This window comes from Luteimonas sp. MC1895 (assembly GCF_016457215.1).
Classification (GTDB): Bacteria; Pseudomonadota; Gammaproteobacteria; order Xanthomonadales; family Xanthomonadaceae; genus Luteimonas.
In genome coordinates this window covers 409259-422161 of the sequence record NZ_JAEMDY010000003.1, presented here as the reverse complement: position 1 = coordinate 422161, position 12903 = coordinate 409259, and the positions used below count along the sequence as shown (strand labels likewise).

Below are 12903 nucleotides of genomic sequence, written 5' to 3'. Positions count from 1 at the left end.
CGCGTCACAGATCGCGCCCTGCATTCGTCACCCACACGCAAGCATCGACAGGAGGAAGGACCCATGGTCACCCGGCACATCGCGATCGCCCCCGTATCTGCCGCCATCACTATCGCGATCGCCATGGTCGCGACGTGCAACGCCCACGCGGCCGATGACGCATCGCTCGCCGCGGTTGTCGACCAGCGTCTGGCCGGCGACCGCACGGGCGCGTGCATGGCGGCGGCCGTGATCGACAAGGGAGCCGTGGCGCGTGCCTTCCGTTGTGCCGACCCCCCCGCGCAGCTGACGCGCATCGGGCCCGACAGCGCCTTCGAGATCGGATCGGTCGCCAAGACCATGACCGCGACCCTCCTGGCCGACCTCATCGTGCAGGGCAAGGGCTCGCTCGACGACCCGCTGGCGGCGTGGCTCCCGGCCGGTACCACGGTGCCGGAGTTTGAGGGGCAACCGATCCTGCTGCGCCACGTGGTCATGCATACCAGTGGACTGCCGGCGCTGCCGTCGCGCATGCAGGTCCCGAATCCGGCCGATCCCTATGCCGCCCTGACGCTCGAGGACCTGCTGGCGTCGCTTGGCGACGTGCACCTGGCGGAAGCGCCGGGTACGCGGTTCGCGTACTCCAACTTCGCCTCCATGCTGCTGTCGCATGCCGTGGCCCATCGCGCCGGGCTCGACTTCGAGACCCTGGTGCGCACCCGCCTGTTCGAGCCGCTGGGGATGGAGGGCGCCTACATCGCGCGGCGACCCGATGGCACGCGCGCGGCCGGCGGCCATACCCCCAATGGACTGCCCGCGCCCGCGTGGACCCTTCCGACGGAGCTTGCCGGTGCCGGCGGCGTGCGCGCCACGCTCGACGACATGGTCGCCTATGTGCACGCCAACCTGGACCCGTCGGAAACCCCGCTGCAGGCGGCGATCGAACTGGCGCAGCAGCCGCTCGGCGGGCAGCCGCCGATGGCGATGAACTGGATGCTGATGCCGGTGGCCGGCCGCAGCGTGCTGGTGCACGAGGGCGGCACGGGCGGGTTCTCCTCCTTCGTCTCGGTCGACCGCCAGGCCGGGCGCGGGGTGGTGGTGCTGTCCGACACCAGCTGGACCGCCATCGGCGGCCTGGGCAGCCTCGCGCTGCACCTGGTGGACGCGTCGCTGCCGCTTGGCAAGCCACGGACCGCAGCGGCTCCACCGCCGGCCCTGCTCGACGGCCTGGCCGGCGAGTACCAGCTGCAGGGAATGATGAAGATCAGCCTGCGCCAGCGCGGCGGCAAGCTGTTCGCGCAGGCGGAGGGGCAGCCGGAGTTCGAGCTGGCCTACGACAGCGCCGGAGACTTCCATCCGCTCGCGGTGGATGCGCTGCTGAAGCCGCAGCGGCGGCCCGACGGCAGCCATGCCTTCACCTGGATGCAGGGCGGTGGCGCGATGCCGGCCACGCGGCTGGATGCCGACGGGGTCGCGCCGCGGCGGCAGGCACTCCCGGCCGACGCGCTCGCGGCGTATGCCGGTGACTACACGCTCATGCCGGGCTTCGTGCTGAGCGTACGCGGCCGCGATGGCGGTCTGTTCGCCCAGGCGACCGGACAGGGCGAGTTCGCGCTCGAGGCCGCCGGCCCCGACCGCTTCGATGCACCGGCCTTCGGCATCGGCATCGTGTTCATCCGCGGCGTGGAGGGTGGCGTCGCATCGCTGGAGCTCCACCAGGGCGGGCAGATCCTGCGCGGGCCGCGCGACTGAGGGCGGCCACGGACACGGGCAGCTGGACATGAAGCCCTAGAATGGGGGCATGAACCAGACCAGCCTCGACACCATCGGTACCCCGGGCACGCCTTGGGGTGCCGCTGAAACAACCGCCTGGCGCGCGCGCCAGCGCATCCAGCGCAGCTACCGGGACGATGTGGTCACCGCGATCGACGCGCTGCGCGAGCGCTACGACGTCGTGCAGTACGGCGAACTGGACTACGGAGCGGACGGCCGCTACCGGCTGTTCGCCCTGCGCAGCCGCGATTGGGACGAGGCGCTTCCGGTGGCCCTGGTCACCGGTGGCGTGCACGGTTACGAGACCAGCGGCGTGCACGGTGCACTGCGGTTCGCTGGCGAGGATGCGGGTGCCTGGGCCGGGCGCGCCAACCTGCTTATCGTCCCCTGCGTCAGCCCATGGGGCTACGAGCGCTTCCAGCGCTGGAATGCCGAGGCCGTTGATCCCAACCGCGCATTCCGTCCGGACAGCCCCGCCCGCGAGTCGGCGGCACTGATGGACCTGGTCGCGCCGCTGCGCGGCCGCGTGCTGGTGCACGTCGACCTGCATGAAACCACCGACAGCGACGAGAGCGAGTTCCGCCCGGCGCTCGCCGCGCGCGACGGCAAGGCCTTTGAGCCCGGCACGATTCCCGACGGCTTCTACCTGGTCGACGACAGCCGCAACCCGCGCCCGGCGTTCCAGAAGGCGGTGATCGACGCGGTGGCGCGGGTCACCCACATCGCACCGGCGGATCCGGACGGCACGCTGATCGGCTCGCCGGTGGTGGCGCCGGGGGTCATCGAGTACGACGTCGTCGCGCTGGGGCTGTGCGCCGGCGTGTCCGGCGCCCGTTACACCACGACCACCGAGGTCTATCCGGACAGCCAGCGCGCGACGCCCGAGCAGTGCAACCTTGCCCAGGCCGTGGCCGTGCGCGCCGCGCTCGACTTCGCGCTGGCGCAGCACGTCACGCGCATCGACGCCGGCGCGCGCATGTCCGAGGCCTGCATCCATGCCGGGGTCGTCCACCTGGCCGGCCAGGTGCCGGAAACCGCGGGCGCGGACATCGAGGTCCAGACCCGCGAGGTGCTGGAGGCGATCGACGCGCTGCTGCTGCAGGCCGGCACCGACCGCACGCGGATCCTGCGCGCGCAGGTCTACTTGGCCGACATCGCCGATTTCGACGGGATGAACCGTGCGTGGGACGCGTGGGTGGTCCCCGGCCACGCACCGGCGCGGGCGACCGTCGAAGCCCGCCTGGCCGACCCGGGCTGGAAGGTCGAGATCGTGGTGACCGCCGCCGCCTGAGGGCGGCACCGGCGCCCGGGCCCGGGCCCGGTCAAGCACGGGGCGCGCAGCCACCGAAGAGGCGCTGCCCGCGCCCGACCGGTTCCGCTCAACGCAGCGCCGGCAGCAGGGCCTGGTCGTCGCCGTCGTTCTCGGCGGCGGGAATCCCGAGCAGGCGCACCATCAGCGGATAGACGTCGACGTTGTCGATCGGATCGATGACCGCGCCCTGGCGGAACGCCGGGCCGCTGGCGATGAACACCGCGCGCATCGACGGCAGCGCCGGGTCGTAGCCGTGCGAGCCGCGCGTGCCGCCTTCGGCGCGCGCCGCCATCACCTGCGGCGGCAGCGCGTCCCAGCCCTCGTCCATCTGGCAGACGATGGCGGGGATGCGCGGATGCGTGCCGTAGTGCCAGCGCGCGGGCAGGGCGTCGCGACGCCAGCACTCGTAGTGGTCGTGGCGTCCCAGCAGGCGCGCCTCCACCCGGGCCTCGAAACCCGGATTGGGCTGCACCTGGATCACCTGGCCGATGCTGGCCAGGCGGGCCTCCTCCATCGTCACCATGTCGCCGACGGAAACCTGCTGTCCCGGCGGCACCGGCGCCATGCCGTGGTCGGAGACCAGGATGATGTTGGTGTGCGCCAGCCGGCCGCCGCGCTGCAGCCGGTCGAGCAGCTCGCCGATGGCGGCGTCGATGTCCGCCAGCGCTTCGCGGGCCTCTTCGGAATCCGGCCCGTGCGTATGCGCCGCGGTGTCGACGGCGTGGAAGTAGAGCGTGGCCAGGCGCGGGCGCGTCGCCTCGCCTTCCAGCAGCCAGTCGGCCACCGTGGCCGCACGCTCGGCGGCCGGGACCGACTCCTCGTACACGTGCCAGCGCGTGGGCCGCACGCCGGCCACTTCGGCTTCCGAGCCGGGCCAGAACATCGTGGCCGTGGGCAGGCCGGCCTTCTCCGCGCCCACCCAGATCGGCTCGCCGCCCCACCAGTCGCTGGTGCCCACCGCCTCGCGGTCGGAGAGGCGGAAGGTGCCGAGCTCGGCGTCGTGAATCGAGTTGTGAACGATGCCATGGCGGTCCGGGCGCAGGCCGGTGGCGATGGTGTAGTGGTTGGGGAAGGTGAGGCTGGGGTAGGACGGTGTCATCCAGCGCGCCTGGACGCCGGAAGCGGCGAGGCGCGCGACGTGGGGCGCGTCCGCCATGTTGACCCGGTCGGGATGCAGGCCGTCGATCGAGATCAGGAGCAGCGCGGGCGTCCGCGCCACCACGTGTCCGGAGGCGTCCGCCAGGCGAGCGTCGGGCCCCGCGCTGCAGGCGGACAGGACGATGGCGAGGATGGCGGAAAAGGCGGCGCGCCCGGCCGCGCAAGGTGCGAATGGATGCATGCGCACATGATACGGCCCGCGAATGACGGCTTCGATGGCTCGCATGCATCTGAAAGCCTCGTCAGACTTCTCTGTTCTCTGGCCCAAGTCACACAAATGCAGCAAGACCCGTATTGAACCGCAACCGGCGCGGGCGTAGCGTTCGAAGCGTGGCGCGAGGGGAGCAACAGGTCGCGCAGCCGCGGTGAACGTGGCGGACGGGGCAGCACGGCCGAGGACAAGGATCGTTCCGGCCGCTTTGATTCAGGGGTTTAGGCCAGGGAGAGGTGGAATGGGCAGGAAGCCCGACAGATTGGCCTGGGTGGCCGTGGTCGCGACGGCGCTGGCGGGAACATCCGCCTGCGCCGGTCGCGAGGCGCGTGATTTCAGCGGGCGCTGGGCGCCCGTGAACGCTTACGCGGTCACGACGGAAGCCATCCCGCTGGCCGTCACGCCTGTCTACCAGGCGTCGCCCATGGACGGCACGCTGCATACCCTGCTCACGCGCTGGGCGCGTGACAGCGGCAGCGAACTGGACTACCGGCATCCATCGGACTTCAGCCTGCACCAGCCCGTGCGTGGCGTGCGTGCGCACGCGCTTGCCGATGCGCTCGCGCAGCTGGCCCAGGCATTCGATGCTCAAGGCGTCGTCATGCGGCTGGAGGGTGAGCGCCTGGTGGTCGTGGCACGGGGTGCGCCGGGGAGCTGACAGGCGCAGCACATGGACGCGGGACATTGCACGGATTGCAGAATGTTCAAGCAGAAGCAGCCAGGGCCGGCGATCGGGGATGCGGTCGCCCGCGCGGTCAACTATGAAACCAGCATTGCGGACCTCGCGGCTCGCAGCGAGCGGCGCGCCTGGTGGGTTGCGGCCACGGCCTCGACCCTCGCGCTGCTGCTGGGGGCCGGCTATTTCAAGGTGATGCCGCTGAAGGAGCGCGTGCCGTTCCTGGTGATGGCTGATGCCTCCAGCGGCAACGCCACCGTGGCGCGGCTGGACGAGAACTTCCGCCATCGCAGCCTCAGCGCGAGCGAGGCGATCGCCCGCGCGAACGTCGCCAGCTTCATCACGCTGCGCGAGTCCTACGACGTGGCGATGATGAACCTGCGTGACTGGCGCGCCGTGCACGCGATGTCGGCACCGGAGGTCGGCAAGGAATACGCCGCGCTCCATGCGGCCAACAACCCGTCAAGCCCGTTCAGTACCTATGGCCGGAGCCGCGCCATCCGCGTGCGGATCCTGAGCATCCAGCTCATCGATGGACCCGATGGCATCCCGAGCGGCGCGACCGTGCGTTTCCAGCGCAGCGTCTACGACAAGGCCAGCGGTGCCACCCGGCCGCTGGACAGCCGCATCGCGACGCTTGGCTTCGGCTACAACCTGGCGCTGCGCATGGACGAACCGGACAGGCTGGAGAACCCGCTGGGCTTCCAGGTCACCAGCTACCGCGTCGACGCCGATTTCGCGGCCGTGCCTCCTGCGGAGAGCGAGCCGGAAGTCTTCAGCAGCGCGCCTTCCGCGGAAGAGCCGGTAAACCCCCTGCCGGTCATGGGCGACGGGCCGGCGGTGTCGGCGCAAGCGGAGGGCGCACCATGAAATCGTTCCTCGCCGGGTTGGTGCTCTGCGCAGGCCTGCTCTCGCCTCCGGCAGCCACTGCGCAGCAGGGCGCTGCGCCTCCGCAGGTGGATACCTTCGACTACGTCCCCGGCGGCATTTACCCGGTGCGCACCGCGTTGGGCATCACCACCCAGATCGAACTCGATCCGGCGGAAGAGATCCTCGACTTCAGCACCGGATTCAGCAGCGGCTGGGACCTGACTCGGCGCGGGAATGTGTTCTACCTCCGCCCCCGGGATGGCGACGTCGACACCAACATGCTGGTGCGCACGCGCGCGCATGCCTACATCTTCGAACTGAAGGTGGTGGCCGCGGACTGGACCAGTCTCGACCAGGTCCGGCGCGCCGGGGTGCAGTACCGCGTCGGCTTCCGCTATCCGGCCGACGCGGCATTCGGACCCGCGGAGGAAGCGGCCGCGCCCGTCGAGCCTGGACAAAGCACGGCCCTGTCGCCGGACAGGCTCTACAACTTCGATTACGACGTGGCGGCCCGCCGGGCGCCGCCCTGGCTCGTGCCGATGCACGTCTACGACGATGGCCGCTTCACCTATCTGCGCATGAGCCGCCAGGTGGCGCTGCCGACGGGGACCTTTCCGGCCGTGTTCGGACGGAGCAGCCGGGACGGGGACGAGTTCGTGGTCAACACCACCGTCGAAGGCGATGTGCTCATCGTGCACGGCACCTGGCCGTTCCTCGTGGTGCGCCATGGCGATGACGTGGTTGGAATCAGGAGGACGGCGCGATGACGGCATCGAGCGAGCAGGGGGCTGCAGGACCTGGTCACTATGCGGCGCGTCAGGCCGCGCCCGACCTGGACGCATCGGCCCCCGTGCTGCGGCCGGAGGACGTGCAGCGGCTCAACCGCAAGGCGCTGGTGTTCCTCGCGGCGATCGTCCTCCTGCTGGTGCTCGCCATCGTCGGCATGCTCCGTGCGGTTGGCGGCGACGAGGCGGCCACGCAGGCGCCACGCGAGCAGGAGGTCGTGATTCCGGAGCTGCCGCGCATCGGCGTGACAGCCGAACCGTCGCTGCCGCCCGTGCCGATGCCGATGGAGCCCGTGCCCGTCGTGCCGCTGCCTTCCGGTGAACCGTCGACGCTGCGGCCGTCGCCCTGGAGCATGCCTTCACCGTCGCTTGTGCAGGCTCCGTCCGGACCGAGCCTCCGTGATCGCCGCAGCAGCACCACCGATACGAGCCAGGCATCCAACCCCTATATGCAGGCGATGCTGGCCGGCCTGCCCGGCGCCGAGACGCAGGATACGGAGGCGCCCGCAGCGGCTGCGACCACGGCGGCACGCCCCATCGCCCGGCCGGACGCGCTGCTGGTGCGCGGGACCTACATCCGCTGCGTGCTGGAAACACGCATCGTCACCGACGTGCCGGGTTTCACCTCGTGCGTGGTGACCGAACCCGTGTATTCGATCAACGGTCGCCGCCTCCTGCTGCCAAGCGGCTCCAAGGTGCTTGGTCGCTATGACTCGGAACCGCTGGGCCCCCGCGTGGCCGTGGTCTGGGACCGCATCACCACGCCCAACGGGATCGACATTAGCATGGCAAGTCCGGGAGTGGACGGCCTGGGCGGGGCCGGTCATCCCGGCCACTACAGCGCGCACTGGGGTTCGAGGATCGGCTCTGCGCTGCTGGTCAGCCTGGTCAGTGATGCCTTCAAGTACGCGGCGGCCAAGGAGGGCCCCGCCAGCACGGTGATCGGAGAAGGCGGGGTCGTCCTGCAGTCTCCCTATGAAAGCAGCACCGCGCGCACGCTGGAGCGGCTCGCCAACCAGGCGCTGGACAACCGCCGGCCTCCGACCGTGACGATCCGACAGGGCACGCTGCTCAACGTCTACGTGGCCCGTGACGTGGACTTCTCCGCGGTCGTGGCGCGACTCTGATGGCCGTTCCTGCCCATGCGCTGCAGCAGTCAGGGGGCGCCGCCTTCCTCGACTACCAGTACCAGGCGCTGGGCATCGCGGCGTACATGGATGCAGCGGATGTCACCGAGATCTGCATCAACCGCCCGGGTGAAGTCTGGCTGGAGCGGCGTGGCGGCTGGCAGCGCGTGGCGGTTCCCGGCCTGAGCCTGGAGCGGGCGCGCCAGTTCTGCACCGCCGTCGTGAACGAAAGCGGCACCGGCCAGCGCATCACCGACGCGGAGCCCGTGGTCTCGCTGACCTTTCCGACCGGTCAACGCGCGCAGTTCGTGATTCCTCCCGCGTGCGAGGCGGGCGCGGTGTCGATCACCATCCGGCTCCCGTCACGCCAGGTCCGCCGCCTGGATGACTATGAGTCGGAAGGGTTCTTTGCCTCGATGCGCTCCGGACGCGGCCCGTGCAAGGACGACGACGCGCTGCTCGAACTCCATTCCGCCGGCCGCCATGCGGACTTCTTCCGGCGTGCGGTGCAGCTGCGACGGAACATCGTCGTCTCCGGCGCAACCGGAAGCGGCAAGACCACGTTCATGAAAGCCCTGGTGGAGCACATTCCGGCCAACGAGCGCCTGGTCACCATCGAGGACGCGCGTGAACTGTTCATCAGCCAGCCCAACGCCGTGCACCTGCTGTATTCGAAGGGCGGGCAGGGGACTGCGAAGGTGACGGCCAAGTCCTGCATGGAGGCCTGCCTGCGCATGAAGCCCGACCGCATCATCCTGGCCGAGCTGCGCGGCGACGAGGCGTTCTACTTCATCCGCAACTGCGCGTCGGGGCATCCCGGCTCGATCACCAGCTGTCATGCCGGAAGTACATCGCAGACCTGGGACCAGCTGGCACTGATGGTGAAGGCCTCCGATGAAGGCGCGGGCCTTGAGTTCGACACCATCCGTCGCCTGCTCGCCATGACCATCGACATCGTCGTCCATGTCAGCGCCCACGGGGGGCATCGGCATATCACCGGAGTCGAGTTCGGAGCTTCGCTCGCGAAGGCGGCGGGCATGGGAGGCGCTGCATGATCCCCGGCCTCGAAATGCTGGCCTGCCAGGAACTTGCGGTCCCCATGGACGTCATGGAGCACGTCGTCCGCGTGGAGTCGTCGTTCAATCCCTACGCCATCGGCGTCGTGGGTGCCCGGCTGGAGCGGCAGCCGCGCAGTCTCGAGGAAGCCGTGGCGACGGCGGCACGTCTGGAGCGCGAGGGCTACAACTTTTCGCTCGGCCTGGCGCAGGTGAACCGCCACAACCTGGCGCCCCAGGGACTCGACAGCTACGAGAGGGCGTTCTCCGCCTGCGAAAACCTGGCGGCCGGGTCACGGATACTTGCGGACTGCCACGTCCGTGCCGGGGGCCACTGGGGCAAGGCCTTCAGCTGCTACTACTCCGGCAACTTCGTCCGCGGCTTCCGCGACGGATACGTGCAGAAGATCCAGAGCTCGATCCAGGCTGCCGGGCGGGTGAACGGACTGGACGCCGCGGCCATCCCGGTCCTTGGAAATCGTGGAGCGACGGCTCCGGGCCCGGGGCTGGCGAGTCTTCGCGAGCGACGCGGCCGGGCCGGCGGTCCGCCAACGGGGCCGGCCTTGGAGATGGACACGCCGCCGGTGCCCGCGAAGCACTCCCGGCCCGGGTCGGACGAACGTTCACCCGACGGCCCATTCGTCCCGCACGTCACCGGGGGACACCCGCCAGCGTCGCCGCCTGCCGCCGCTGTGCCGGCGCCAGCGGCCGGCGCGCAGCTTGCCGATTCCGCCTTTGTCTTCTGATTCAAGCCGCAGCAGGACGCTCGGTCCCAGTCACCACCAACGCAAGGACGCCTCATGAACACCTGGATCCAACGCACCGGCTTCGTCAGCAGCCTGCAGCCCAGCCGCCCCCACCCCCGACCGTCCGCAGGCATGCTGGCGGCCCTCGGCATGGCGCCGGGCTGGGCATTCGCGCAGGCCTTTGGAGGCGCCGACGCAAAGGTCTGCGGCTTCTTCGACAACGTCAACGGCCTGCTGAACATGGCATCGATCGCCGTGGTCACCATCGCGATCATCTTCGCCGGGTACCAGATCGCCTTTGCGCACAAGCGGATTTCCGACGTCGCACCCATCCTCGTTGGCGGGCTGCTGATCGGTGCCGCGGCCCAGATCGCCCGGATGCTGCTGGGACCCGAAGCGGGCGAGTGCACGGCGATGATCGATGCGGTGCTGCCGGTGTTCCATGCGTAGGGACGTGCTCTTCCGCGGCTGCACCCGGCCGGCGATGTTCCTGGGCGTGCCCTACGTCCCGTTCTTCGTCGGGGCAGGTGCGTGCCTGTTGCTGGCCGTCTACGTGAACCTGCTCCTGCTGGTGCTGATGCCGCTCGTGGTCCTGGGCATGCGCCAGATGGCCCGGCGCGACGAGATGATCTTCAGGCTGATCGGCCTGCGCTGGCAGCTCCTGGCCAAGGTGCGAAACCGCCATGTGCGCCGCGGTGACTGGTCGTTCGCGCCGCTCGCCGGACGCGGGGCCGGAGGCCGGCGGTGAACGCGCGCGCAGCCGACGCCGCGATTGGCGAGTTCGTCCCGCTGTCGAGCCACGTCGCCAGCGACGTGGTGAAGACCACGGGGGGTGACTACCTCGTCTGCTGGCGCCTGGAGGGGCTTCCGTTCGTCGGGCGGGAGGAATGGGATCTGGAGCATCGCCACGCCACGTTCAATCGCATGCTGCAGACGCTGCGCGCGCCCGACTTTGCCAACGTCGCCTTCTGGACCCACGACATCCGACGGCGGCGGCGCATCGACGGGGGAGGACGTTTCAAGGGCGCCTTCAACCAGGCGCTCTCGGACGCCTACTTCCACAAGCTCGCTGCGCGGGAGGCGCTGCAGAACGACCTCTACCTGACCATGGTCTACCGGCCGGTCGTGGCCGGGCGGCGGCTGGTGGAACGGTCGTCCGACATCGGCCGGCTCGCCGCGGCCCAACGGCAGGCGACGGACCGCCTGCATGAGCTCGCGGGCAACGTGGAAGCCGTGCTCAAGGACTATGCGCCACGGCGGCTGGGCATGTACGAGCGCGAGAACGGCGTCGTCTTCTCCGAGGTGCTCGAGCTCTTCGGCTACATCATCAATCGCCTGGACGAGCCGGTGCCGGTCCTCGCGGCGCCGGTCGCCGACTACCTCGCCGTCAGCCGGCACACGTTCTCGGCCCGGACGGGGGACTTCGTCGTGGCCCTGCCGGAAGGGCAGTACGCGTACGGCGCCCTCCTCAACGTCAAGGAATACAGCGAGGCGACCTGGCCCGGGATCCTGAACGGGCTGAAATACCTGGACTTCGAGTACGTGCTGACGCAGTCGTTCAGTCCCATGGGGCGCCAGGACGCGCTGCGCGTGCTCGACCGGACCAAGGGCATGATGGTCTCCTCGGGCGACCGCGCCGTCAGCCAGATCGTCGAACTCGACCAGGCGATGGACCAGCTTGCCTCCGGCAATTTCGTGCTGGGCGAGTACCACTTCAGCCTCGCGGTGCACGCACAGAACCAGGAGGACCTCTCGCGCAACATCGCCGAGGCCCGCGCCGAGCTGTCCAATGCCGGCTTCGTGTCGGCGAAGGAGGACCTGGCGGTGGCATCGGCGTTCTACGCGCAGTTGCCCGCGAACTGGCGCTACCGGACCCGGCTGGCCAACGTGAGTTCGCTCAACTTCCTCGGCCTGTCGCCGCTGCACAACTTCGCCAGCGGCAAGGCGTCGGGGAACCCCTGGGGCGAGTGCATCACCACCCTGCAGGCGAGCAACGGCCAGCCCTACCACTTCAACTTCCACGCCACGCACCCCGCCGAGGATTCGCTCGGCGAGAAGGCCCTCGGGAACACCCTCGTCATTGGCAAGTCCGGCACCGGAAAGACCGCCCTGGTCAACTTCCTGCTGGCACAGTCGCAGAAGCTCGACCCTGCGCCGACGGTGTTCTTCTTCGACAAGGACCGTGGCGCGGAGATCTTTGTCCGGGCCTGTGGCGGGAACTACCTCGCTCTCGAGAACGGTCAGCCCACCGGCTTCAATCCGCTGCAGTGCGAGCGGAGCGAGGCGAACGTGCAATTCCTTGCCGACCTGGTGAAGCTGCTCGCCGGCAAGCCGGCCTACACCGCACGCGAGGAGGAGGACATCTTCCGCGCCGTCGACGGCATGCTGGACACGCCTGCACACCTGCGCAGCATCGCGAACCTGCAGAAGAGCCTTCCCAACATGGGTGACGACGGCCTCTACGCGCGGCTGCGCCGATGGACCTCCGGACACAGCCTGGGATGGGTGTTCGACAACCCGCGGGATACGGTCGACCTGTCGGGTGCGAACATCATCGGCTTCGACTACACCGACATTCTCGACAACGCCGAGGTGAGGGTTCCGGTCGTGCGCTACCTGCTGCACAGGCTGGAGGGCATCATCGATGGCCGGCGCCTGATCTATGTGATGGACGAGTTCTGGAAGATCCTCGATGGTGGCGGCGCGCTCAAGGAGTTCGCGCGCAACAAGCAGAAGACCATCCGCAAGCAGAACGGGCTTGGCATCTTCGCGACGCAGAGCCCCGAGGACGCGCTGGCGAGCGACATCGCCGCCGCCATCGTCGAGCAGACGGCGACCCTGGTGCTGTTGCCCAATCCGAACGCCAGCCGCAAGGACTATGTCGAGGGGCTGAAGTTGACCGACGCGGAGTACCGCGTGGTCGTCGCCCTGGACGAGCGCTCACGGTGTTTCCTCGTCAAGCAGGGGCACGCCTCGGCCGTGTGTCGGCTCGACCTGGACGGGCTGGACGACGTCCTGGCCGTGGTCTCGGCCTCCACCGACAACATCGGCGTGATGCACGCGGTGATGGCGTCGCGCGCAGCGCAGCTCGGGGTCGCGCAGGACGCGCTGGGCCCCGAGGACTGGCTGGAGGCGTTCCAGTCGCAGAGGAAAGGGCGGCGGTCGCCCGTCCTGGCACCATGAGGTCGTTGAAAAAAACCCCGTTCAATTC

Annotated in this window: 12 protein-coding genes and 1 pseudogene; 12 read left to right on the top strand and 1 reads right to left on the bottom strand. The window is 69.5% G+C overall.

Features of this window, described 5'->3' with window-relative positions; all coding sequences use genetic code 11:
• Positions 1-63 precede the first annotated feature (63 nt).
• The 3 genes and pseudogenes from JG616_RS10035 (at position 64) to JG616_RS10025 (ending at position 3043) form a co-directional block, all read left to right on the top strand.
• Complete coding sequence (locus JG616_RS10035; protein WP_199359875.1) at positions 64-1731, top strand: serine hydrolase; 1668 nt, start codon at positions 64-66, stop codon at positions 1729-1731.
• Positions 1732-1780: 49 nt separating this feature from the next.
• Positions 1781-2695 (top strand): annotated as a pseudogene (locus tag JG616_RS10030) (M14 family metallocarboxypeptidase); the annotation flags it as partial.
• Positions 2690-3043 carry a RidA family protein gene (locus JG616_RS10025; protein WP_255529243.1) on the top strand — a complete coding sequence of 118 codons (354 nt, stop codon included), beginning with the start codon at positions 2690-2692 and terminating at the stop codon, positions 3041-3043. The pseudogene JG616_RS10030 and the gene JG616_RS10025, both read left to right, overlap by 6 nt.
• Positions 3044-3131: 88 nt before the next feature.
• Here JG616_RS10025 and JG616_RS10020 read toward each other — a convergent pair whose 3' ends face one another.
• Positions 3132-4403: an alkaline phosphatase family protein gene (locus JG616_RS10020; RefSeq protein WP_199392471.1), complete on the bottom strand. Its 1272-nt coding sequence runs from the start codon at positions 4401-4403 to the stop codon at positions 3132-3134.
• 271 nt (positions 4404-4674) lie between these two features.
• Here JG616_RS10020 and JG616_RS10015 point away from each other — a divergent pair, with 271 nt between their 5' ends.
• From JG616_RS10015 to JG616_RS09975, 9 genes are read left to right on the top strand one after another with little or no spacing between them, the layout of a single operon-like run.
• The gene (locus tag JG616_RS10015) at positions 4675-5091 is read left to right on the top strand and encodes a hypothetical protein (protein ID WP_199359877.1); all 417 of its coding nucleotides are present in this window, start codon (positions 4675-4677) and stop codon (positions 5089-5091) included.
• A gap of 42 nt (positions 5092-5133) precedes the next feature.
• Complete coding sequence (locus JG616_RS10010; protein WP_199359878.1) at positions 5134-5979, top strand: type IV secretion system protein; 846 nt, start codon at positions 5134-5136, stop codon at positions 5977-5979.
• Positions 5976-6746 (top strand): TrbG/VirB9 family P-type conjugative transfer protein, encoded by a 771-nt coding sequence (locus tag JG616_RS10005; RefSeq protein WP_199359879.1) that lies wholly within the window; start codon positions 5976-5978, stop codon positions 6744-6746. Before JG616_RS10010 ends, JG616_RS10005 begins: the two co-directional genes overlap by 4 nt.
• Positions 6743-7891 (top strand): TrbI/VirB10 family protein, encoded by a 1149-nt coding sequence (locus JG616_RS10000; protein ID WP_199359880.1) that lies wholly within the window; start codon positions 6743-6745, stop codon positions 7889-7891. Before JG616_RS10005 ends, JG616_RS10000 begins: the two co-directional genes overlap by 4 nt.
• Positions 7891-8946, top strand: a complete 1056-nt coding sequence (gene virB11 / locus JG616_RS09995; RefSeq protein WP_199392470.1) for a P-type DNA transfer ATPase VirB11 — start codon at positions 7891-7893, stop codon at positions 8944-8946. The genes JG616_RS10000 and virB11 overlap by 1 nt, the downstream gene beginning before the upstream one ends.
• On the top strand, positions 8943-9692 hold the full coding sequence (locus JG616_RS13795) for a lytic transglycosylase domain-containing protein (RefSeq protein ID WP_199392469.1): 750 nt from the start codon (positions 8943-8945) through the stop codon (positions 9690-9692). Before virB11 ends, JG616_RS13795 begins: the two co-directional genes overlap by 4 nt.
• A 54-nt stretch (positions 9693-9746) precedes the next feature.
• On the top strand, positions 9747-10142 hold the full coding sequence (locus JG616_RS09985; RefSeq protein ID WP_199392468.1) for a TrbC/VirB2 family protein: 396 nt from the start codon (positions 9747-9749) through the stop codon (positions 10140-10142).
• Entirely contained in the window at positions 10135-10440 is a 306-nt protein-coding gene (locus tag JG616_RS09980) for a VirB3 family type IV secretion system protein (RefSeq protein ID WP_199359884.1), read from the top strand. Before JG616_RS09985 ends, JG616_RS09980 begins: the two co-directional genes overlap by 8 nt.
• Positions 10437-12875: a VirB4 family type IV secretion/conjugal transfer ATPase gene (locus JG616_RS09975; protein ID WP_199392467.1), complete on the top strand. Its 2439-nt coding sequence runs from the start codon at positions 10437-10439 to the stop codon at positions 12873-12875. The genes JG616_RS09980 and JG616_RS09975 overlap by 4 nt, the downstream gene beginning before the upstream one ends.
• Positions 12876-12903 lie beyond the last annotated feature (28 nt).